Annotated in this window: 18 protein-coding genes; 11 read left to right on the top strand and 7 right to left on the bottom strand. The window is 58.8% G+C overall.

Translation table 11 applies throughout. The features are described from left to right. Positions 1 to 95: 95 nt before the first annotated feature. The 3 genes from V5738_RS10235 to V5738_RS10225 all read right to left on the bottom strand — a co-directional run bounded on the left by V5738_RS10235 (position 96) and on the right by V5738_RS10225 (position 3,517). Positions 96 to 803 (bottom strand): hypothetical protein, encoded by a 708-nt coding sequence (locus V5738_RS10235; protein WP_423820703.1) that lies wholly within the window; start codon positions 801 to 803, stop codon positions 96 to 98. Positions 804 to 809: 6 nt separating this feature from the next. Beyond that, positions 810 to 2,033 (bottom strand): tyrosine-type recombinase/integrase, encoded by a 1,224-nt coding sequence (locus V5738_RS10230; protein WP_423820701.1) that lies wholly within the window; start codon positions 2,031 to 2,033, stop codon positions 810 to 812. A gap of 509 nt (positions 2,034 to 2,542) precedes the next feature. Next, positions 2,543 to 3,517: an integron integrase gene (locus V5738_RS10225; RefSeq protein WP_423820700.1), complete on the bottom strand. Its 975-nt coding sequence runs from the start codon at positions 3,515 to 3,517 to the stop codon at positions 2,543 to 2,545. 156 nt (positions 3,518 to 3,673) lie between these two features. Between V5738_RS10225 and V5738_RS10220 the strand changes: the two genes are divergently transcribed. The 7 genes from V5738_RS10220 to hutG all read left to right on the top strand — a co-directional run bounded on the left by V5738_RS10220 (position 3,674) and on the right by hutG (position 10,258). Beyond that, entirely contained in the window at positions 3,674 to 4,708 is a 1,035-nt protein-coding gene (locus V5738_RS10220; protein WP_423820699.1) for a hypothetical protein, read from the top strand. 81 nt (positions 4,709 to 4,789) lie between these two features. Further along, positions 4,790 to 5,302, top strand: a complete 513-nt coding sequence (locus tag V5738_RS10215) for a GNAT family N-acetyltransferase (protein WP_423820698.1) — start codon at positions 4,790 to 4,792, stop codon at positions 5,300 to 5,302. A 49-nt stretch (positions 5,303 to 5,351) separates the two neighbouring features. Further along, complete coding sequence (locus tag V5738_RS10210) at positions 5,352 to 5,594, top strand: hypothetical protein (RefSeq protein ID WP_423820697.1); 243 nt, start codon at positions 5,352 to 5,354, stop codon at positions 5,592 to 5,594. A 1,283-nt stretch (positions 5,595 to 6,877) separates the two neighbouring features. Continuing rightward, on the top strand, positions 6,878 to 7,198 hold the full coding sequence (locus tag V5738_RS10205; RefSeq protein ID WP_423820696.1) for a hypothetical protein: 321 nt from the start codon (positions 6,878 to 6,880) through the stop codon (positions 7,196 to 7,198). Positions 7,199 to 7,431: 233 nt separating this feature from the next. Then, positions 7,432 to 8,331: a hypothetical protein gene (locus V5738_RS10200; protein ID WP_423820695.1), complete on the top strand. Its 900-nt coding sequence runs from the start codon at positions 7,432 to 7,434 to the stop codon at positions 8,329 to 8,331. Between the two features lie 78 nt (positions 8,332 to 8,409). Then, complete coding sequence (locus V5738_RS10195) at positions 8,410 to 8,703, top strand: hypothetical protein (protein WP_423820694.1); 294 nt, start codon at positions 8,410 to 8,412, stop codon at positions 8,701 to 8,703. 754 nt (positions 8,704 to 9,457) lie between these two features. Continuing rightward, on the top strand, positions 9,458 to 10,258 hold the full coding sequence (hutG, locus tag V5738_RS10190) for an N-formylglutamate deformylase (protein WP_423820693.1): 801 nt from the start codon (positions 9,458 to 9,460) through the stop codon (positions 10,256 to 10,258). A 334-nt stretch (positions 10,259 to 10,592) separates the two neighbouring features. Here the strand turns inward: hutG and V5738_RS10185 are convergent, their stop codons facing one another. After that, positions 10,593 to 11,957, bottom strand: a complete 1,365-nt coding sequence (locus V5738_RS10185) for a formimidoylglutamate deiminase (RefSeq protein ID WP_423820692.1) — start codon at positions 11,955 to 11,957, stop codon at positions 10,593 to 10,595. A gap of 177 nt (positions 11,958 to 12,134) precedes the next feature. On the opposite strand from V5738_RS10185, the gene hutU reads away from it, so the two are divergent. Further along, positions 12,135 to 13,796: a urocanate hydratase gene (gene hutU, locus V5738_RS10180; protein WP_423820691.1), complete on the top strand. Its 1,662-nt coding sequence runs from the start codon at positions 12,135 to 12,137 to the stop codon at positions 13,794 to 13,796. A gap of 821 nt (positions 13,797 to 14,617) precedes the next feature. Here hutU and V5738_RS10175 read toward each other — a convergent pair. From V5738_RS10175 to hutH, 3 genes are read right to left on the bottom strand one after another with little or no spacing between them, the layout of a single operon-like run. Further along, on the bottom strand, positions 14,618 to 16,054 hold the full coding sequence (locus V5738_RS10175; protein ID WP_423820690.1) for an FAD-binding oxidoreductase: 1,437 nt from the start codon (positions 16,052 to 16,054) through the stop codon (positions 14,618 to 14,620). Further along, positions 16,044 to 17,264 (bottom strand): alpha-hydroxy acid oxidase, encoded by a 1,221-nt coding sequence (locus V5738_RS10170; protein WP_423820689.1) that lies wholly within the window; start codon positions 17,262 to 17,264, stop codon positions 16,044 to 16,046. The genes V5738_RS10175 and V5738_RS10170 overlap by 11 nt, the downstream gene beginning before the upstream one ends. 14 nt (positions 17,265 to 17,278) lie before the next feature. Beyond that, entirely contained in the window at positions 17,279 to 18,820 is a 1,542-nt protein-coding gene (hutH, locus tag V5738_RS10165; RefSeq protein ID WP_423820688.1) for a histidine ammonia-lyase, read from the bottom strand. Positions 18,821 to 19,105: 285 nt separating this feature from the next. Here hutH and V5738_RS10160 point away from each other — a divergent pair, with 285 nt between their 5' ends. From V5738_RS10160 to V5738_RS10150, 3 genes are all read left to right on the top strand, one after another. After that, a complete protein-coding gene (locus V5738_RS10160; protein ID WP_423820687.1) occupies positions 19,106 to 20,116 on the top strand; it encodes an ABC transporter substrate-binding protein in 1,011 nt (336 codons plus the stop codon). A gap of 19 nt (positions 20,117 to 20,135) precedes the next feature. After that, positions 20,136 to 20,969 carry an ABC transporter permease gene (locus V5738_RS10155; protein WP_423820686.1) on the top strand — a complete coding sequence of 278 codons (834 nt, stop codon included), beginning with the start codon at positions 20,136 to 20,138 and terminating at the stop codon, positions 20,967 to 20,969. Positions 20,970 to 21,168: 199 nt separating this feature from the next. Further along, positions 21,169 to 21,990 carry an ABC transporter ATP-binding protein gene (locus tag V5738_RS10150; RefSeq protein ID WP_423820685.1) on the top strand — a complete coding sequence of 274 codons (822 nt, stop codon included), beginning with the start codon at positions 21,169 to 21,171 and terminating at the stop codon, positions 21,988 to 21,990. Position 21,991: the final 1 nt, after the last annotated feature.

Below are 21,991 nucleotides of genomic sequence, written 5' to 3'. Positions count from 1 at the left end.
ACTGCGGAGTGAAGAATTGCAATGCACGGCGATACGGAGTGACAAGCAAAATACTCGTCAATACGAGTAAATTACTCGTACATAAAACCCGGCGTTTATTTGCCCTGCTCGCGGAAGTGCCTTCCAAGTAACTCGCGGAGCGTTCGAAAGCTAAGTGGCGATTCGGCCTCAGGGTCGAACATCGATTCTGGCACCCAAGAGCCGGGATACGCTTCCATATGGGTTGCCAGCGCTTTGCGATCGACTACGCCCGTTGATTTAACGAACTTGGCCGCTTGCGACGCAACGAAATGGTCGGCCATGTTACGGGCTGCCTCGCGGATCGTTTCATTACGGGTCGCGTTGCCGTGAGGGGTATCGTTAACGGGCGTATCCAACTGCGCCGCGAATGCTTTAGCCAGCGGTTCCGGAACCGTTAACGATTTCTGTTTCATTAACGAATACAAATCGGCAACACTTATCCGAGCGTTGGCCTTCAACAGACGCGGGATCGGACCGATTGCCGGCAGGCTGACGCCTAGACAGCTTATTAGGAACTGCTGCGTCGCACGAATCGCTTTATCGAGTTCGGGCGGGCCACCGCTGAGCGGCACGGGGCGCTCGGGATGACAGGCATGCAGCAATAAGGCAGCTTCAGAAATCGTCCACGTATCCCGAGCCACGTATTCCGTGCAGAGCGTTGCGAACCGTGGCGGATTCGGTTGGTGTTTGGGCGATGTAGCGGTGCGCTCGCGCTGCTGTTTAAGCTGCTGCTGCAACTCAGCGAAGGCGGCCTGCGGATCGTTGTGCGGTCGGTCGGACATCGATAATTAACGAAGCTGGGCCAGTGTTAGGAATTGATCGGTAATCCGCTGCATGGGCTCGCGCAATCGCTCGTAGTCCATCACGATGTAATCGCGGGTTACAGCGTGGCCGAGCTTATGGTTTGCGAGCTGACTTAGGGCGTAGGCGGGTACGTCGCAACTTTCGGCTACCGTGATAAACGTACGCCGCAGATCGTGCAACCGGAAGGGAACGCCCGAGTCGCGGGTAACGCGATTCGTATAGGCTCGGAACTCCACCATATGCCCGGTCTGTCCGTTGCCCGGAAAGACGAACGGCGAGTCTGGATCGGGCCGATGCTTGAAACGATTCTTTAGTAGATCGGCCAGATAATCAGACAAGGGCAGGGTGTGATCTTCCCGGTTCTTGGTATCGACCAGCGTAAAGCTTTTACCTTTCAGGTCCACACCATCCCAGCGCAGTGAGGCGCCTTCGGTGCGCCGCATGCCGGTCAAGATCAGGACTTCGAGATAATCGCCGACCGTCTGCGCGGGCGTACCCCACGGTTCGGCGCGAAGTTTCTCGACCGCCCCGAACCAGTCGGGGAGTTGATGCGAGCGGATAACCGTCGTGCGAGGTTTGGTCCGATTCCAAGAACGCGTCTTCGAGAGCCGTTGAACCGGGTTTGAAGGCAACAGCGATTCGCCGTGCTCGTCCTCATAGACGCCAGCCGCGAAATTCCAAACGGCTTTAAGCGTTCGCATCACCATGTTCGCGTAGCCGGGGCCGGATTGCTCGGTAAGCTGGCGGTGGCGCTCGGCGACCATATCTTTCGTAATCGCTCGGACGGGTGTATTGCACCAGTCTTTTAGTCCGACCTCGATGGTTTGCCGGTAGCTTTTAACGGTGCTGGCCTTGAGCGTGGTTCGCGCCTGTAGGTATTGGTCGAGGACTTCGTGCAGCGTCACGCGCTTGACTTCGGTTCGCCGGTCGGTGGTTTGCGGGTCGACGCCTTGGGCTAGCTGTCCAAGCGTGGCGTGCAATCGCTTAACAGCATTCTCGGGTGTCATGTCGGGGAAGCGCCCTAGGGTGATTCGTTTTACGCGGCCGTTCACCCGCCGTTGGAGAACCCAGCTTTTCGAGCCTTTGTCGGTAACGGCTAAGCGTAGCCCTGGCGTTCTAGGGTCTTGATAGTAATCGCGTTTCTTGTTTTCTGCGGGCGGCAGACTAGCAATTTCGCGCTTATTGAAGCGCAGTGTTTTTTGGTTCATTGGCCTTCCTTCAGAGTCTGCCGGCGCTGATCTGGTGCTACAGCGTCGCGCTGTGAGTCTATCGGCTGCTCGGTGCTACGCTGGTGCTACACTGGGAGTGCATTTCAGGGCATTCATCGAACATCCCGTGAACCCGAAGGTAGGCTAAAACGCTTGGTATGTATAGCCTTAGGAAGGCAGGTTAATTTTCATTAACTCCTATAGCTAAAGACTTTTAATCTATTGGTCGATGGTTCGAATCCATCACGGCCCACCAAATAAGCCTTGTATCTTGTATCTTGTATATAGAGGCATTTAAAGCCGCACCGCCGAATGGCGCTGCGGCTTTTTTATGGCTAACGCCATAATGAAACAGGGCGGTGCTGCTGATTCGATCGTCCCCGGACAAGCGACAGGCGGCCGACCGGATAGCCGGCACCTTACAACCCCCCTATATCTATCCGGTGGGGTGTTTGCCAGTCGAGCGAACGGGGAGTTCGAAGTTTGGATGGTCGGGCCGCTTCCGAGCGCTAAGTGTCCAGCGGACTAGTCACACCGTGGCCGCCACGTTTCAGAGCGTGCGTGTAAATCATCGTGGTCCGCACGTCTTTATGCCCGAGTAATTCCTGCACCGTCCGAATATCGCTGCCGCGTTCCAGCAGATGGGTGGCAAACGAATGCCGGAACGTGTGGCAACTCGCTTTCTTGTGCACGTCGGCGGCACGCACCGCATTCTTTACCGCGCGCTGTAAGCCTTTCTCGCTAACGTGGTGCCGTCGCGTCTTACCAGAGCGCGGATCGCGGGAGAGCTGCTCCGATGCAAACACATACTGCCAAGCCAACTCAGATGCAGCGTTGGGATATAGGGCAGCCAGGGCATTGGGCAGATACACCTCGCCATAGCCGGCCTCCAGATCCTGATCGTGCAACGCCTGCACATGAGCGATTTGCCGATGAAGCGGCTCGATCACACGCTCTGGCAATGGGGTTACCCGGTCTTTAGCGCCTTTACCATCGCGTACGACGATCTGACGATAATCAAAATCGACATCCTTCACCCGCAGGTGAACAGCCTCCATCAGCCGCAAGCCAGAGCCGTAGAGCAGCGACGCCAACAGCTGGTTGACCCCCTTGAGATGGGCCAGCACTCGCCGAACTTCATCTGCACTCATCACAACGGGAATGCGCGGATTGCGTTTAGCCCGCACCACGTCTGTCATCCAATCTACGTCGATCTCGAGCACCGAGCGGTAAAGAAAAAGAATCGCATTAAGTGCTTGATTTTGGGTTGCTGCTGAAACGTGACGATCGACCGCCAAATGCGTTAAAAACGCTTCGATTTCGGCCTTTCCCATATCTCGCGGGTGGCGCTTCCCATGGAAGAGAATGTAGCGTTTGATCCAGGGGATGTAAGTCTGTTCGGTTCGAAGGCTGTAGTGCCCGACACGTAACCGCTGGCGAACCTGTTCCAGCAGCTTCGGCTGCTTTGCATTAGATGTAGGCATTTCACCGACCCGTTCGTGTCTACCTAACATGCATAGTAGCCCGTCGGGCTGATTATTGCGTGCTTAAGCGAGGGGCTAGGTAGACAGCTGGCTATGTGTTATATCTACAAATGTCGTCGAATTGGCGTTGGGCGATAAAATAATTCAGTGTGAAATATGCTTTTCTATCTTGACGATGACAACAAGTCGGAAATTACCGAGGTTCCCGCTTCGACGCTAGCGCGGCTCGGTTGGCTCGAGAAGGATTTGGAAGAACTGATCGCCAAACACATTGACAAGGTCGTACGAGAAGATCAGCTCTTCGTAATACACCAAGAAAGGCGCTACCAGGAAGAACCCGATATACTCGCAATTGATCGATATGGTCATCTTCACATATTCGAACTAAAACGATGGCGGTCTAGCCCGGAGAATTTGCTCCAAGTGCTGCGCTACGGGCAAATTTTTGGACAATATGACTTTTCCGGATTAAACCATTTATTTCGAAATTACTTGCTTCGCATCGGTGGCGTTTCGCAACGCGATTTGTCGGATGCTCACCGGGAGTATTTTGAACTAGAAGAAGCACTTCCAAAAGATTCGTTCAACCAAGAGCAGCGCTTTGTAGTCGTAACTGATGGCCTCGATCGCGATACCAGAGAGGCTATTGACTATTGGAGTGGGCACGGACTTGCTGTAACAGCATTGTCTTACCAAGTCTACCGGACTAAAAGTAACGATTTGTTATTTGAAGTTCGCCCGTACGGTCCCGAAGGGGATACTTTCATGGAGCTCCCTGATGGGCTATCGGTAATAAATACAAATGCGACATATATGCCGGACGCATGGAAAGATATGTTAAGCCAAGAAAAGGCTGCAGCGTATTACGGACGAAAGACGGCAGTTTCGAGCATTTCAAAAGGAAGCCCAGTAGCTCTATACCACACCGGCGTAGGTATCATTGCGTTCGGAAAAACAACCGACACCTTTCGGCGTGCGCCATGTGGTTCCGATCCAGACGCAGAATACTACTTGCCTTGCGAGTTTGAGACTACGGTGAATCCGATAACTGAGCCAGAAAAAGCTATTACAGCGCGAGATATAAATAAGCAGCTTGCCTCAAGTTACCGGTTCCGATTGACAGCATATACATTGCCGCCCGAAGCAGTGGATTTTGTCCGAAATAAACTTCGGGAAAGAGCCGCAGACTAAAAATGCCCAACAAGACGCTGCAGTTGACCGCCCAAAGCGCTGGCGCGCTTCGGCCGGCAACTGAGCTCAGGCGTTAGAGCTATGAACCGGATTGTCACACGCGTTTTGAACGGAGAAGATCGAGAAGACCGTCGCGACTTACAGACGGTGTTCGATGAGTCGCCTGGATATAGTTACGCGGTGAGCGGAAAACCGCCGAGCCCAACCTCAGCTGAAGAGACATTTGCCGCTTTGCCGCCTCATAGTCACAAAGCCGATAAATGCGTCTTTGGATTTTATTTGGAGAATACCGTGGTCGGCTGCGCCGACATAATTCGTGATTATCCAAAACTAGGCATTACGTGGATCGGCTTACTGCTTTTCTGTGAGAAACATCAGGGAAAGTCATACGGCCAGGCCGCACTCTCAGAGATTATCGATACGGCTAAAAAATGGGAGTCCAAGTTTTTGCGACTCGCCGTGATAGATACGAACCCGAGAGCACTCAAATTTTGGGAACACCAAAAGTTTGCTTCGATTGGTACGAAAGCTGTTGATGGCTTTGTCGGAAAAGCTATTGTCATGGAGCGAGCTCTAACAACTCGCTGCAGTTGATCGCCGCTGCGTGGCGACAACTGAGCTTCGGCGTTAGAGGTAACAGATGATGACGTTACAAGGTGCTCAAGAGGCCGCTGAGCAGATAGATCGAGTCGTCAACGGGGCCCACTATGATTTACCAGAATACAAAGAGATCGAAGGCGCGCTTGTCGCTATCGGTTCGGAGTTGGGAAATCACAACCCCGACGAACTCCAGGCTCAAATATCTAAGGAGGTCATCGAAATTAATAAGAATTTTAGTGAAGAGATTCTAAAGCTAGTAGAAGTTACGAAAACCGCAAGAAAGTAGCGCAAAGAACGGGCGGCCCTGAGAAAGGCGGCTAAAAAATTGCTAAAAGGTTTGCGCGAAATTCTCTAACAAATCGCTGCAGTTGATCGTCCAAAGCGCTGCCGCGCTTCGGCCGGCAACTGAGCTTAGGCGTTATGCCGACTTGAGTCGTTGGCTTAGGAGGCGGATCAATTGACATGACTAAAAAGGTCCAAGTGCAGCAGATCAATTTCTGGTTAGGAGAGCACATTCCATTCGAACATAGTGAACTCCCAGGGCCGACGATGTGGGGTGAACGCCAGGATCTGCTGATAAAGCTATATAAAGGCGAGAGCACTTACCCGTGGCATCCAATCTTGGAAAAGACAATGGAGCCCGTACAGCGTGAGGATGTAGAGTGGCCCGAAGTATACAAAAGCAAACACAATCCCAGATTTTAGATTTTGACGTAGAGTAAATGGGGAAACAGCATAACGAGACGCTGCAGTTGACCGCGCAAAGCGCGGGCGCGCTTTGGGTGCCCTCCGCAGCCTTCGGCTGCTCCGGCGGCAACTGAGCTTCGGCGTTAGAGATAAGAATAATGCGAGAAGTATCGATACCTGAGCTAAGCTTCAGTCGATGGACCTCTTGGGAAGACCGTTTCGCAATAGTTGGCCGTGAGTATCCCGGTGTTTACGCTATCGCAATCTCTGATAGCGATCTCTCCGGGCAGGCGCTACGATGGCGGGATGTTGTTTATATAGGGATGACTAAATCTAAAGGTGGACTAAGTCAAAGATGGCAACAATTTCAAAACTCGATCCGAGGTCGCAACGGACATAGCGGCGGTTGGACTATCTTCAAAAAACTCGGACACTTCGATGACTGGCCTTCAAAGCTCTTTGTAGCGGCGATGCCAATCAAGTGTAATCCAGCTGACCCAAACCCTGCGGATCTCCGTCGGCTCGGTTGGGTGGCTTACCTCGAATATGAGGCTTTTTCTAAGTTCTCTCGGCAAGTACCCGATCAAGAGAAGCCGGCTTACAACACGCTATAAGAATCAGCTCTAACCTAGCGCTGCAGCCGATCGCCCCTGCGGGACGACGGCTGAGCTTAGGCGTTAGATAGAAATTGGAGCTTATATGCGGGGAGAGGTATTAGATAAGCTGTTTGAAGTTTATCGATCGAGGAGGCCTGAGTTAGAAACCCTAATTGGGCCGAATAGATATTGGCTTTGTGAGGTATTTAAGCCTCAACTTCCGCCAGAGCCCGGGAAAACAATCGACACTGAAATTGAAATCTTCGAATCTATTTCTCGAGAGCTTATGTCTGTTCGTAAGCTTGGCGGAACCGGCAGACTATGCGAGCGCGACTGGCGACTCATTTCTTTCTCGCTTGAATACCACAATCAAAGACTGGAAAGTATCCTCAGCGGCTTGAATTCATACGCCGGATTGCTAGCATTTTTAGCTGCTTTAGCGGTAATTCTGGCTCGGAATTTAGGTCCAAGTAATTGGGCTATTTTCGTAATAGTTGCTTATTTTGTTTTTTGGGGGTATGCCAAGCGGGCTAGATTGATTTGCAAAATCCGCGAGAATGCTGAGCTAAAGATGCTAATCGATTTCGGGCGTCGCAAGACAATCTAACGAATCGCTGCAGTTGACCGCCCAAAGCGCTGCCGCGCTTCGGGTTCCCTCCGCGGCCTTCGGCCGCTCCGGCGGCAACTGAGCTTGGGCGTTATACCGCTTTTCGGAAAGGGACAGCTGAAATTAATCGGGGTATCTATTCAGGCTTACTAGATCACGACTCTTATAAGAAATCTGAGAAGCGATGGTATGTAGAGCTTTTGCTTTCGAAAATGTATTGGTACGAACATGTCGTGGTCGAACACGATTCCTTCCCGACTCGTGAAGCAATTGTGGCCGAGCTCAAGTATTTCAAAAAACAAGTTGAATCTAGCTTAGAGAAGCGCTTTATTTATTTCATAGCATCTCGAACGCGTGTCAGATTCAAATCAAATAAACAGCCAAGATATACGCGCTTAGGATCGAAGCTAATTTTGAACCTAGAGATAGGCGCTAAACGAAAAAATAAGAAAATCATAGTCTCGGTTATTGACGAGCAGACCGGTGAACCATGTCGACCTGTTGTTCAGACCACACCCGAGCACATAACTTTTAAACATGCCTCTGGGAAGACTGTTACTTACGCTGTACATGATTTTTTGTCGCATACAAAGAACGATCTAGAAATCAGCTCCGAAATTCACTACGTCGGATACACGAAGAATCCTAATTCCCGTCCGATAAATGGCTCGCATGCGGGTCTTAACGATGTTTTGTATAGCATCCCGACAGAGGGGCGAGATATATTTGTTTTCTACAATTTATTCAAAGTGCTTTCATGTGCAAATAATAATAAATATAACATGAACTTCGTCGTAGCAAATTCTATGACCGACGAAGTCGATGTTGATACTGAAGGACAGCTAATTGAAAAAACACTTTTGCTTTACTTTAATGCAAAGCTGCAAAAGCGTAATAAAAGGAAGGAGTTGGCAGAGCTGCGACAAACACTCAAACAACTGTCACAAAAACTGAGGCTTACTTCTGTAACCGTGAGCTACGCATTGGAACAACCAGACTCATACTTTAGGTTTATGTCGTCTGAAATAGATCCAAGCTACGAGCATCTATTTACTTGTTACTTGGATAGAGAAAATGTCGCTATTGAACAAGGCTCACCTATCAACGAAGCGTTTGGGTTCCAGGAGGTATAACGAATCGCTGCAGTTGACCGCCCAAAACGCTGTCGCGCTTCGGCCGACAACTGAGCTTCGGCGTTAGGGGAGGTAGTTTTGAAAGACGCAAAAAATAGATTTGGGCGCTGGCCGGAAATTCGAGAACTAGGGTTTTGGAACTTTGTCATCCAATATGGTGTCGGCGGCTGGAGTTTTCGCGTCGCTAAGCGTTTCCCGTTAATTGTTTTGCCCGTCTTATTTGTTCTTACTTGGTCGGTTAAAGAGACGCTTCTTGTAATGTTCGCATGCCTCGTTACGCTCCCAATTGGTGGATTGGTCTGGGGCGCTTTGTTTTGGTTATTTATCGATCATCGATATAAAAAATATGTACGACACCAAAGCTCAACCTAACTTATCGCTGCAGTTGACCGTCCAAAGCGCTGCCGCGCTTCGGCCGGCACCTGGGCTTAGGCGTTGGGCGGCACTCAGCTGTGTTGAAGACTTTAAACTTCATTCACTACGTTGAACGGGAGACGATAATGGATGCCACTGTCGATCGAGCGAGTCCAGCTCCGATAAGACTTCCGTACCGCATTGCCGGATTTATGATTATCGGTTTTGTGGCGTTGCTCTTGGTTGCGTTTGCCTTCGGAGCGCCGAGACCCGAGGACCTCTGGAAGAAGGTAGCTGAAATGCTCATTTTCGTCGCAATCATAGGGCCACCATGCGTGCTGGGCAGAATTCCGTTTGTTTGGCTCAAGATTGCTCCGCCGTCAATTGTCAACGCGTTGCGCTTGCGACTCCGGTAGCTGAGCAGCAACTGAACTCGAAATGCTGTCGGGTTCTAGCGTTTTGACAACTTAGATACCGCGCAGAGCCGCCTAACAATGGCATGGTAATTCGGGGCATTATGTGTAATTCATGCAAGCGCGATTTTTATACATCGGTAGTATATTTATTTGCTTTATGCGGGCTATGTTTCTGCGCCGGTAATAAGGTGGCAATTAAATATAATGTTCCCTGAGATGATCTCGATCGTTTGCGCAGCTCGGTAATGGCGAGGCCAAGTGGGCTGCCCTGGGCGTACGGTATCGCCGGGGCGCAATACGCCGAATCCGGACTGTGTAGAATCCAGCGCTAGATTTGCCAGCGCTGGATGCATTCCATGACGTCATCAGAACTATCGCCGTTCGATTTTTACCCGGGGTCGCTGCCGTTGCTGGTGAGCTTTCCGCATGCGGGAACCTTCGTTCCGCAGGACCTGCATGCTGCGATGTCTAAGGAAGCCGCGGGTCTGCCCGATACCGACTGGCATCTCGACCGGCTGTACGATTTTGTGCACGAGCGCGGGTCGCACGTGATTCGGGCCAACTATTCGCGCTATGTGGTCGATCTCAACCGGCCGCCGGACGACGCGCCGCTCTATACCGGTGCTACCACGGGGTTGATGCCGGAGGTGCAGTTCGACGGCACGCCGATCTTTGCCCACGAGCCGGCGCCGGATCGCAGCGCCTATCTGGACTCGGTATGGCGCCCGTACCACGACAAGATCCGGTCGACGCTGGAGGCGCTGCGGGCCGAGCACGGCTATGCGATCTTGTTCGATGCGCATTCGATTCGTTCGGTCATCCCGCGTTTATTCGAGGGGCAGTTGCCGGATTTCAATATCGGCACCCACGAATCACGCAGCCTGGATGCCGATCTCGAGGCACGGCTGTGCGATGTCTGTGCTTCGCAGCCGCCTTATACCTCGGTACTCAACGGCCGCTTCAAGGGCGGCTATACCACCCGCCACTATGGCGAGCCGGCCCGAAATATTCATGCCGTTCAGCTCGAACTTTCGCAGCGGACGTATATGGAAGAACAGCCGCCGTTTGCCTATCGAGAAGACCTGGCCGCTCAGGTGCAGCCGGCCCTGCAGGCGTTCGTCGAGACCTTGATCGACTGGCAGCCGGCCCAGAAATAGAACTGGGCCAGCCGGCGATGGCCCGGGCGGCGGCCAGAGCCCGTTGAGGCCGCATACGGGCTCGTGCCAGCTGCTGTTATGGGTCAGTCCAGCCTCGTGGCACTCTCGCGGTGGCTGCTACGCTGCGGTCGCGATATCTCGGCCTACTGCTCGATAGCGGGGGTGGTCGCCTGGCCCTCGCGTTGGGCTGCCCATCCAAAACGAACCGGCCTGTTGTAGCGCTGAGAATGTAGATCGGGCGCGCCCGAGGTCGGCGGTTCGTATTTTGCCGGCCACGTAGCGAGCGCCAACGTGGTGTTCGTACGAGAGTTCAATAAGCCCGAAGGCATCGGCGTTAGCTTTCGGCGAGTTCGGCCAGCGCGTCGGTCATTGCCTGGGCGGCTTCGGTTTCTAGCGGGTGGTGGCCCTCGCTGATGATTTGCTGGCCGGCGACCCAGACATCGCGCACCCAGCGGTCGTCGCCGGCGAACAGCCAACAGCTGGTGATCTGCTCGGGCGCGCAGCCGGCTAGCATAGGCTCGGCTGGATCGAGCACGACGAAGTCCGCACGCCGGCCAACCTCCAAAGCGCCGGTGGCCTGGGCGGCCGCCTGGGCGCCGGCGGTGGCGGCCATGCGGTAAATCGTATCGCCGACTTCGCCGCCGTCGTGCAGGCGGTTGCGCTGCTGCGAGCTCAGACGCTGGCCGTATTCCAGCAGCCGCAGCTCGGCGAGCGGGCCGAGACAGACTTGGCTGTCCGAGCCCACGGCGAAGCGGCCGCCTTGATCAATCAATTCGCTGGCCGGAAAAATGCCGTCGCCGAGGCTGGCCTCAGTGGTCGGGCAAAGGCCGACGGTGGCCGGGCCGCTGGCCAGAAGCGCCAGTTCGGACGCATCGACGTGGGTGGCATGGATTAGGCACCAGCGCTCGTCGATCGGCAGGTGCTCGAACAGCCACTGCACTGGGCGTTGACCGGACCAGGCCTGGCAGGCTTCGACTTCGCGCATTTGCTCGGCGATATGGATATGTATCGGGCCGGTCTCGGGGCGGGCGGCCAGTACTTCGTGGATCTGTGCCGGGGTGACCGCTCGTAGCGAATGAAAGGCCAGGCCCTGGGTTTGTTGCAATCCAAGACGGCCGTCGACGGTATCCAGCAGTTTCAGAAAATCGTCGACGCTGTGCAAAAAGCGGCGCTGGCCCGAATTGGCCGGCTGGCCTCCGAAGTCGCCGTAGCTATACAGGGTCGGCAGCAGGGTGGTCGGCAGCCCGGCGGCCTCGGCGGCGCCCAGGATACGGCCAGCCATCTCGGCGCGGTCGGCATAGAAGCCGCCATCGGCCGCGTGGTGCAGATAATGGAACTCGGTGAGCGCGGTATAGCCGCGCTTGAGCATCTGGATCATGCTATAGCTGGCGATCGCGCCGACCTGTTCGGGGTTCAGGCGCTGTACCAGACTGTACATACGTTCGCGCCAGCTCCAGAAGCTGTCGTTGCGGCCAGCCGAGCGCTCGGCCAGTCCGGCCATTGCGCGCTGAAAGGTATGCGAGTGGATATTTACGCTGCCGGGCAGGGTCGGCCCGGCCAGCCGGATCGCGCTCGCCTCGGGCGGGGCGGCGGCCGTGACCGCTGTGATGTAGCCGTGTTCGTTGACGTCAATGGCGACATCGCGGGCCCAGCCTTCGGGGGTGAGCGCTAGCGGGGCATGGAATTGGCGTCGGGTCACGGGCGGCTAAAAATACGGATGGCGCTGCTATCAAACCATTGCCGCCGCCGCACGGCAAGTTTGTGTAGGGCTTGTATATACGGCGGCTGGCCGTGGGTGCATCGAGATCTTGGCTTTGTTCTTGCGAGTACACACAGGGCTTGCTAACTTGCCTGTATATACAGCACGGAGACTTCTATGGACCGGCCTTCCCAACCTATTCGGGCGCCGCGCGGCACCACGCGGACAGCCAAGAGCTGGCTAACCGAGGCGCCGCTGCGCATGCTGATGAACAACCTCGACCCGGAGGTGGCCGAGAACCCGGACGAGCTCGTGGTGTATGGCGGCATCGGCAAGGCAGCTCGGGATTGGGAATGCTTCCATCGGATCGTCGCCACCCTGGAACGGCTGGATGACGACGAAACGCTGCTGGTGCAGTCCGGCAAGCCGGTGGGGGTGTTCAAGACCCACGCCGATGCACCGCGCGTGCTGATCGCCAACTCGAATCTGGTGCCGGCCTGGGCTACCTGGGCGCATTTTCGCGAGCTGGATGCCAAGGGGCTGATGATGTTCGGCCAGATGACCGCCGGTTCGTGGATTTATATCGCCAGCCAGGGCATCGTCCAGGGCACCTACGAAACCTTTGTCGAGGCCGGGCGCCAGCATTTCGGGGGTGGCCTCGGCGGACGCTGGATTCTAACCGGCGGCCTGGGTGGCATGGGCGGTGCGCAGCCGCTGGCCGCGACCATGGCCGGGGCTTCGATGCTGGCCGTGGAATGCGACCCGGCCCGCGTTAAGCGGCGTCTGGAAACCGGCTATCTGGATCGCGAAGCAGCGAGCCTGGACGAGGCGATAGCGATCATCGAGCAAGCCACGGCCGCCGGCGAGGCGGTTTCGGTTGGTCTGTGCGGCAATGCCGCAGAAGTATTTCCCGAGCTGGTGGAACGCGGCGTCGTCCCCGACTTGGTCACCGACCAGACCAGCGCCCACGATCCCTTGAACGGCTATCTGCCGGCCGGCTGGACGCTCGAGCAGGCGGTGGCCCAGCGCCAGAGCGATCCCGATGCCGTGGTGGCCGCGGCCAAGGCTTCGATGGCCGACCAGGTGCGGGCGATTCTCGCGCTCAAGGCCAAGGGCGCCCAGGCGGTCGATTATGGCAACAATATTCGCCAGATGGCCTTCGAGGCCGGGGTCGAGAATGCCTTCGACTATCCAGGCTTCGTGCCGGCCTATATCCGGCCGCTATTCTGTCGCGGCATCGGCCCGTTCCGCTGGGCCGCTCTGTCCGGCGAGCCAGAAGACATCTATGCCACCGATGCCAAGGTCAAGGAGCTGATTGCCGACGACGAACATCTGCATCACTGGTTGGATATGGCCCGCGAGCGAATCCAGTTCCAGGGTCTGCCGGCACGGATCTGCTGGGTCGGGCTCGGCCAGCGCGCCAAGCTCGGTCTGGCCTTCAATGAAATGGTGGCCCGAGGCGAGCTGAAAGCGCCGGTGGTGATCGGCCGCGATCATCTGGATTCTGGCTCGGTCGCCAGCCCGTTCCGAGAAACCGAGGGCATGAAGGACGGCTCGGATGCGGTCTCCGATTGGCCGCTGCTCAACGCGCTGCTTAACACTGCCTCGGGGGCGACCTGGGTGAGTGTGCACCACGGCGGCGGGGTCGGTATGGGCTATGCCCAGCACGCCGGTATGGTTATCGTCTGCGACGGCAGCGACGAAGCCGCACGGCGCATCGAGCGCGTGCTCACCAACGATCCGGCCACCGGTGTCATGCGCCATGCCGATGCCGGCTATGCCGAAGCGATCCTCTGTGCCCAGGAGCAGGGCCTGGACCTGCCGATGATCGACGGCTGAGAGATCGCTGTGCCCAGGCGGCCCGGCGGCCCCGGGCCGTCTCTGGGTGCTGAGTTCGTCGCGGCTTCGTGCAAGGCCGCATTGTGGTCCGAAATCGTGTCGGCCAAAGCGTTGGGCGCCGCACGGTGCGTGTTCGGCCCGTCAGACCCGCGGGCGCCGGCCATTCCTCTGCCATCCCGCCTGGCGATTCGCTAATGCGACCGGAGTTTTGTGTGGTCGGGCACGCCACACGCATTGCCTTGGGTTTTGCAAGCCAAGAGCGGTCGGTGCGGTGCCGCGTGAAACAGCAACCGGCGCTAGGGCATGCTGATGCGTCGTCCGAGCGCTGTGTTGGCCTCTGCAAATCGTGTTCGTGCTGCATCGTGCGGCGCCACGGCCCAAGCGCCAGGCGCCGCAGAGCGCCCATGGCTCAATCGTCCTTAGGTGGCCCAAATCGACGGGACAAGCATCCATAAATCAGCGTTACGACAGCCACCCTTTGTGGTCGCTCTCCTTGCCTAGAGTGGCTATGCCGCGGCCGCTACGTTTCGCCTTGCCGCAGAACAGCGCTTGGCAGGGATTCGCATGAAACGACAAAAGATCTGAGGGCGTGTCGTCATAAGAGCCACCACCGCATGACGTCCGCCCATCGGGTACAGCCAGGCGCAGGCTGCCGAGCCGCACGGTCAAGGCCTGCAACGCCGCCGGGCACGATGGGCGGGCATCACCCACAAGCGCCTGTGCCTCTGAGGCGACCACCCAGCGTTATCGTTCGCTTACGTGGCCGAGCGGCGCCACGCTCACGATGCCTTGGCTTGCCAGCTCAGGAGCGCAGCTGTATCTCATGACGACACGCCCGAGTCGAGGCGGTCGATCACTTTGCCCGGATTGAGAATGCCCTTGGGATCGAGCCAACCTTTGGCGCCGGTCATGAGTGTTCGGGCGGTGGTATCGACGCTGTAGTGCAGATACGGCTTTTTGAGAAGGCCGATGCCGTGTTCGGCCGAGATCGAGCCGCCATAGCGGGCGGTAAGGGCATAGACGCAGTCTTCGATGGCATGGCGGGTGGCTGGCGTGTCTTCATCCAGCGATTGGCCGTCGACGGTTAGATGCAGGTTGCTGTCGCCGATATGGCCGAAATATACCGCCTGCAGGCCGGGCCATTCGGTTTCGAGCGCGGCCCGGCTTTGTTCGACGAAAATGCCAATATCGCCGATCGGCAGGCTGATATCGAAGTTGATCGGCGCCAGCCGCTGCGGGAATTCGGCAGTCGCGTAGCGGATCGACCATAGCCGTTCGGCTGCGGCCGCCGAATCGGCGATGGTCCACGACGTGAGGCCGCGATCCCGGCAGGCTTTGGCGATGCATTCGCGGGCGGTGGCTGCTGGGCCTTCGATTTCGCACAGAATATACAGGCCATGATGCGCAGCTAACGGCGCCTCGCGCTCCGGATGCCAGGCCAGACTCATGGCATAGAAATCGCGCCACATCAGCTCGAACGATTCCAGCCCCAAGCCGCCGCGGCCGAGGGTATGCAATAGCGCGATCGCATCAGCATAGGCGTCGGTGGCGATCAGAGCGATCGTGGTTGTGCCCTTGGGCGGCGCCAGGCGCAGCATTGCCCGGGTGACTACGCCGAGTGTGCCTTCGCTGCCGATGAAGCATTGCTTGAGGTCGAGCCCGGTATTGTTTTTGAGCATCGGCTTGAGATCGGTCAACACCCGGCCATCGGCCAGAACCACTTCCAGCCCCAGGACCTGGGCGCGCATGGTGCCGTGCCGGACCACCGAGACACCGCCGGCGTTGGTCGCTATCAGGCCGCCGATCTGGCAGCGATCGCGGGCCGCGAAATCCAGCGGAAAACGAAAATCCGCGGCCTCTGCGGCCTGCTGGACGCGGGCCAGGGTGGCACCGGCCTGTACGGTGATCGTCGCGGCCGCGGTATCGATATCTTCGATGTGATCCATGGCGCCCAGCGACAGCGCGATATCGCTGCGATTGCCGGGCACTGCGCCGCCGGCCAGTCCGCTGAGGCCACCCTGGGGCACCACCGGCTGGCCATGGGCATGGCAGATCGCCAGCATCGTCGCGACGTGCTCGGTCGTCCGCGGGCTGATCACGGCTGCCGGCCGGGTAGGGCAGTGGCCGGTCCAGTCGGTGGCATGGCGTGCGGCGATGGCTGCGTCGGTGGCGATGGCTTCAGCGGGCAGCTGTTCGTGCAATGCGGCGATGACGCGCGTGCTGCGTGCCTGTTCGGCATCGTCGTTCTCAGTATTCATCGCCGGCCTCCGGTGCGCTGGGCCGAACGGCTGGGCCGCGCGGGGCCAGCCAGTCCGGGCCGAGCCGTTCGAGGCTCGGGCAGCCGATCACGCCCAGGCCGTGCTCGATCTGTCCGGTGAGCAGGCTGAGCGCGCGTTCGGCACCGGCCTGGCCGGCGGCAGCCACGCCGTACAGCGTCGCCCGCCCGCTCAGTACGCCGTCGGCCCCGAGGGCGATAGCCTTGAGGGCGTCCGTGCCGTGGCGGATGCCGCTATCTAGAAGCACCGTCATCTCCGGGCCCACGGCCTGGCGTATCGCTGCGATACAGGCCAGGGCGCTCGGCGCGCCATCGACTTGGCGGCCGCCATGGTTGCTGACCACGATCCCGTCGGCCCCGATCTCGGCACAGAGGCGGGCATCGCGCGGATCCAGAATACCTTTGACGATCAGACGCCCGGGCCAACGCTCGCGGAGTTCCACCAGGGTCTGGCGATCCAGACCGCGATTCATCTGATGGCCCACGAACTGGGCGCCGCCGAGCGCGGTCTGCTGGTCGGCCGGTAAATAGGCGCTCAGATTGCCGAGGGTAGGCATGCCATGCGGCCACAGCACCCGAGCCGCCCAGCCGGGGTGGCGTAACACATCGAGCCGGTTGCGCCAGGTCAGCGAGCCTGGGGCCCGATAGTTGCGCTTATCCCATTGCCGGTCGCCAAGGACCACGGCATCGGTGGTGACGACGAGGGCTTCGCAGTCAGCGGCCTGGGCCCGTTCGAGCAGCCCGTTCTCGACCTCGCGGTCGTTCAGACTGTACAGCTGGAACCATAGCCGGGCCTTGGGTGCTGCTGCCCGGACCTGCTCGATGCTGTTGCAGGCCACGGTGCTCAGCGTGAACGGCAGATCGAAGGCCGCGGCTGCCCGTGCCAGGGCGATATCGGCATCCGGCCAGAGCATGCCGTTGTAGCCGGTCGGGGCGATGCCGAGCGGCCAGGGCCAGTCGCGGCCGAACAGACGGGTGACGCAGCGGATATCGCGCACATCGACCAGAGTACGGCAGCGCCAGCCGAGCTCGGCAAAGGCGCGCCGGTTATCGGCCAGGGTCAACTCGTCCTGGGCGCCACCAGCGACGTATTCATAGGCGAAACCCGGCAGCCGGCGCTGGGCCATGCGCTGCAGGTCGGCAATGCTGTGGGCGCGTTGCGGCTGGCGGCCGGCATAGTGGTGTCGGGTCATGGGCAATAGCGGTTCTAGGTTCCGGCGGTCGGGTATAAACGGGCAACGCCGATGATGGCATCGAAATCGCCGCCCTCGATGCGCCCGGTCACGGCATCGATATCCGGGGCAAAGCAGCGATCGCGATCATAATAGTCGGCTTCGGCGCGTACGATATCGAATGCCTGGCGCAGCAGCGGCGAGGTCGTATAGGGCGCATGGAAATCCACGCCCTGGGCAGCAGCCAATAGTTCGATCGCGACGATCCGGGCGCTGTTGGCGGCCATATCGGTCAGGCGGCGGGCCGCGAAGGTGGCCATCGAGACATGGTCTTCCTGGTTGGCCGAGGTCGGCAGGCTGTCGACACTGGCCGGGTGCGCAAAGCTCTTGTTTTCCGATGCCAGGGCTGCGGCAGTGACTTGGGCGATCATGAAACCGGAATTCAGGCCGCTGCCATCGACCAGAAACGCCGGCAGACCCGACATGTTCGGGTCCACCAGCAAGGCGATACGGCGCTCGGACATCGCGCCGATCTCGGCGATCGCCAGGGCCAAGACGTCGGCGGCCATGGCCACCGGCTCGGCGTGGAAGTTGCCGCCGGACAACACATCGCCATTGTCGGCGAACACCAGCGGATTGTCGGATACGGCGTTGGCTTCGCGCTCGAACACGCCGGCGGCAAAGCGCAGATGGTCGAGGCAGGCGCCCATCACCTGAGGCTGGCAACGCAGCGAATACGGGTCCTGAACCTTTTCGCAGTCCAGATGCGAGGCCCGGATTGCGCTGTCGGCCATCAGGTCGCGGTAAATGGCCGCGGCATCGGTCTGGCCGGCATGGCCGCGTACCTGATGAATACGGGCATCGAAGGGAACGTCGGAGCCTTTGAGGGCATCGGTAGACAGACCGCCGGCCGCGAACGCGGCCAGCGCTACCCGCTCGGCCGAAAATAGGCCGCGCAAGGCCAGCGCGGTCGAGACCTGGGTGCCGTTGATCAGCGCCAAACCTTCCTTGGGCGCCAGGGTGAAGGCTTCGAGACCGGCCCGGGCCAGCCCGTCGGCGGCCGGGTATTGCTGGCCGTCGATCCGAACCCAGCCTTCGCCGATCAGCGGCAGCGCCAGATGGGCCAACGGTGCCAGATCGCCGGAGGCGCCGACCGAGCCCTTGGACGGCACACAGGGGTAGACACCATTATTATAGAGCGCAAGCAGGGCCTCGATGACCGACCAGCGCACCCCGGAATAACCCCGGGCGAGGGAGGCTGCCTTGAGCACCAGAATCAGTCCGACCGTGGCATCGTCGAGCAGCGGGCCGACTCCGGCGCTGTGCGAGACCAGTAAATTGCGCTGCAGTTCGGCCAGCGAATCGCGGTTGATCCGGGTCTGGGCCAGCAGGCCGAAGCCGGTATTGATGCCGTAGACGGTTTGGTCGGTCGCCAGGATGTCGCGAACGACCCCCTCAGCGGCTTCGACGCCCGAACGCGCGCCGGCGTCGACCTCGACCGGCGGCTGGGCCCAGTACAGCTCGCGAAGCGTGTCGAGGCCGAGCTCGCCCGGGATGAGATTAATCGTATTCGTCATAGTCTGGCGTACCGCCTGCGGCCACTCATTTATTACCTGTATATACAATAGCATCTCGGCGGGCAAAGGAAATATTGGCACGCACTCATGGCGCCACCCGGCGTGGAATGGCTTTTATGCACTGCTATAGCTCTATGGCACTTGCATAAGGCCCCAATAAAAGGCAATAACATCGCAGGTCCCGAGAATGGGGGCCGCGGCCGGGCAGAGGGCATGGCATGTTTTCTGCAGGCTGTATAGACAGTTTCGATATCCCGCGGCCTGCCGCGCGTTCCGGAGTAAGCGATGCGATTGACTACCCCTGTTTTCCGCCGTCTCGTCCTGGGAGGATTGCTGGCCGTGGCCTGTTGGACGGGCGCGAATGCCGCCACTGTCGATCAGTCCACACCGGCCGAGTCCGGTGCGTTCAAGGTTGGGGTCGAGCCTTGGCTCGGTTACGGGCTGTGGCATGTCGCCAAGGCCGAAAAGCTGTACTCGGATAACGGCCTCGACCAGGTCGGCGTCGTCAATTTCGCCGAAGACAAGGACATCAACGCCGCTCTGGCCAGCGGCCATCTGGATGGGGCGAGCATTGCTTTGCATACCGCGATGCGCATGCGGGCGGCGGGTGTCCCGATCCGGATCGTCGCGCTGTTGGATGTCAGCGAACAGGCCGATGAAGTGATCGCCGACAAGCGGGTCGAGTCGTTGGCCGATCTGAAAGGCAAGCGGATCGCCTTCGAAGAGGGCACCACCAGCGATATCCTGCTGCGGACCGCCCTGAAATCGGTGGGCCTGGATTACAGCGATATCCAGCCGGTGCCGATGCCGGCGGCCTCGGCGGGCAGCGCCCTGATCAGCGGCCGGGTACCGGCAGCGGCGACCTACGAGCCGTATCTGACCACCGCTCGCGAAAAAGTACCGTCGGCCCATGTACTGTATGCCGCGGCCGACGATCCGGGGCTGATCAGCGATGTGCTGGTCGTACGTGACGACGTGCTCAAAAATCGCCCTGGCCAGGTACTGGCTATGATCAAGAGCTGGAACCAAGCACTTGAGTATTACCGTGGCCATACCGGTGCAGCCCAGAAAATCATCGCCGATGCAGTGGGCGCCAAGCCAGATTCGCTGACCTCGGCTTTCGACGGTCTGCAATACTACGGTACCGCGGACAGCCATCAAGCATTTCACGGCGCGTTCATGAGCAAGACCTACGGCGATGTCGCCGAGGCCGCCAGTGCTGCCGGCTTTCTCAAAAAACCGGTATCCGCCGACACGCTGATCGATGCACGTTTCGTCGATGCGCTGTCGCGCTGATTGAAAGGGCTGAAACTCGATGTCTGAACGCGACTCTCAAGCCGCCGTTCGCAGTCCGCGAGCGCCCTGGTTTTCGCTGCAGCAGGGGTTGCCGCGCCATCGCTTTCTGGGTCTGGCGGTCGGCGTATTCACTACGCTGTTGATCGGCTGGTGGGCGGCCAGCGCCAGCGGGTTGCTGCCGGCGATCTTCATGCCGTCGCCGAAGGCGGTGGTCGAGCGTCTGATCGAGCTGGCCGGTAACGGTACGCTGGCCGACGATGTGGGCGTGAGCCTGATGCGGATTGCGATCGCGTTTATCGTATCGACCGTGATGGCGATCACGCTCGGCGTACTGGCCGGCAGCTACGGCTTCTGGCGTGCGTTGCTCGAGCCGCTGGTCGATTTCGTACGCTACATGCCGGTGGTGGCGTTTGTGCCGCTGACCATTCTCTGGACCGGCACCAGCGAATTCCAGAAGCTGCTGGTGATCTGGATTGGCACCTTCTTTCAGCAAGTGTTGATGGTGATGGACGCCGCGCGCCGCGTGCCCGACGACTATATCGGCCTGGCGCGAACGCTTGGTATGTCCAATCCGCGCATCGTCTGGAAGATCGTGTTGCCCAGTTCGGCCCCGGACATCTGGGATTCGACCCGGATCTGTCTGGGCTGGGCCTGGACTTGGCTGGTGCTGGCCGAACTGGTCGCCGCCAATTCCGGCATGGGCTATCGGATCACGGTGTCCCAGCGCTATTTCGAAACCGACACCATCATCGGCTATATCCTGTTGCTCGGCGCTTTCGGGCTGATTGCCGACCAGCTTATGCGCGGCGCCGAGCGGCTGTTGTTTCGGTATCGCCATGCGGCGCGTTCCTAGCCGTTAATTCATGCCCGTGGCCTGCGCCGCGCTCGCTGGGCCGAACGGCGCCGCGGCCCGGGCCTGATCGACACAGCATCCATAGCGAAGACGCCCACAAGCCGTAATGCGGCGTGGTGCGGCACAACATCTTTCTAAGCACGGCCGGGCTACGCACGCACCGCGTACCGGCCTGGCGGCGGAATCTGGAGAGGACTTCATGGCCGAACTGATCATCGACGGCGTTTGTAAATCGTTCGGCCGCCGGGCCAAGCGCAAGACCGTGCTGAGCGATATCGACCTGGCGACCGGTGACAACGAATTCGTATCGATCGTCGGTGCCTCCGGCTGCGGCAAGAGCACGCTGTTGTCGGTTGTCGCCGGCCTGCAAGGCTACGATGCGGGCTCGGTGTCGGTCGACGGCGAACCGGTGGTCGGCCCCGGCCTGGATCGTGGCGTGGTATTTCAGTCGTATACCTTGTTGCCCTGGAAAACCGTGCGTCAGAACGTGGCATTCGCTTTGGCCGCCGCCGGTTATCCGCGCGGCCAGCGGCGGCGGATCGCCGACGAACATCTGGCTCTGGTGGGCCTGGCGGATTCGGCCGATGCCTGGCCGGCCCAGCTGTCCGGGGGCATGAAGCAGCGTGTGGCGATCGCCCGGGCATTGTCTTACAAGCCGCGGATTCTGTTGATGGACGAGCCGTTCGGTGCCCTGGATGCCATGACCCGGCATCAGATGCAGTTGTTACTGACCCGGGTTTGGGAGCACCACCGGCTGACCGTGCTGTTCGTCACCCACGATGTCGAGGAAGCGGTGTATCTGTCCGACCGGATCGTGGCCCTGGGCACTAACCCGGGCCATGTGAAAGCGATTTTCGAGATCGATCTGCCGCGGCCGCGCGACGAGTCGATCATGGCGACACCAGAATTCGGCGCGCTGAAATCCCGGGTGCTCGACAGCATTCGCGAAGACATCGATGTCATACCCATTGATGAGCCGTTGCCCGCGACGGCCAATCACAACCTTCAGGAGAGCGTCTGAT

Source organism: Salinisphaera sp. SPP-AMP-43 (genome assembly GCF_049568105.1).
Lineage (GTDB): Bacteria > Pseudomonadota > Gammaproteobacteria > Nevskiales > Salinisphaeraceae > Salinisphaera.
The sequence above is the reverse complement of the archived record's forward strand: the minus strand, read 5'-3'. Positions and strand labels throughout refer to the sequence as shown.

What these genes read in the sequence shown, in the direction of transcription:
- V5738_RS10155 (WP_423820686.1), top strand. Translation starts at nt 20,136, where the DNA reads ATGTCTGAACGCGACTCTCAAGCCGCCGTTCGCAGTCCGCGAGCGCCC.
- V5738_RS10215 (WP_423820698.1), top strand. Translation starts at nt 4,790, where the DNA reads ATGAACCGGATTGTCACACGCGTTTTGAACGGAGAAGATCGAGAAGAC.
- V5738_RS10210 (WP_423820697.1), top strand. Translation starts at nt 5,352, where the DNA reads ATGACGTTACAAGGTGCTCAAGAGGCCGCTGAGCAGATAGATCGAGTC.
- V5738_RS10160 (WP_423820687.1), top strand. Translation starts at nt 19,106, where the DNA reads ATGCGATTGACTACCCCTGTTTTCCGCCGTCTCGTCCTGGGAGGATTG.
- V5738_RS10235 (WP_423820703.1), bottom strand. Translation starts at nt 803, where the DNA reads ATGTCCGACCGACCGCACAACGATCCGCAGGCCGCCTTCGCTGAGTTG.
- V5738_RS10170 (WP_423820689.1), bottom strand. Translation starts at nt 17,264, where the DNA reads ATGACCCGACACCACTATGCCGGCCGCCAGCCGCAACGCGCCCACAGC.
- hutU (WP_423820691.1), top strand. Translation starts at nt 12,135, where the DNA reads ATGGACCGGCCTTCCCAACCTATTCGGGCGCCGCGCGGCACCACGCGG.
- V5738_RS10230 (WP_423820701.1), bottom strand. Translation starts at nt 2,033, where the DNA reads ATGAACCAAAAAACACTGCGCTTCAATAAGCGCGAAATTGCTAGTCTG.
- V5738_RS10205 (WP_423820696.1), top strand. Translation starts at nt 6,878, where the DNA reads ATGTCTGTTCGTAAGCTTGGCGGAACCGGCAGACTATGCGAGCGCGAC.
- V5738_RS10150 (WP_423820685.1), top strand. Translation starts at nt 21,169, where the DNA reads ATGGCCGAACTGATCATCGACGGCGTTTGTAAATCGTTCGGCCGCCGG.
- hutH (WP_423820688.1), bottom strand. Translation starts at nt 18,820, where the DNA reads ATGACGAATACGATTAATCTCATCCCGGGCGAGCTCGGCCTCGACACG.
- V5738_RS10175 (WP_423820690.1), bottom strand. Translation starts at nt 16,054, where the DNA reads ATGAATACTGAGAACGACGATGCCGAACAGGCACGCAGCACGCGCGTC.
- V5738_RS10225 (WP_423820700.1), bottom strand. Translation starts at nt 3,517, where the DNA reads ATGCCTACATCTAATGCAAAGCAGCCGAAGCTGCTGGAACAGGTTCGC.
- hutG (WP_423820693.1), top strand. Translation starts at nt 9,458, where the DNA reads ATGACGTCATCAGAACTATCGCCGTTCGATTTTTACCCGGGGTCGCTG.
- V5738_RS10220 (WP_423820699.1), top strand. Translation starts at nt 3,674, where the DNA reads ATGCTTTTCTATCTTGACGATGACAACAAGTCGGAAATTACCGAGGTT.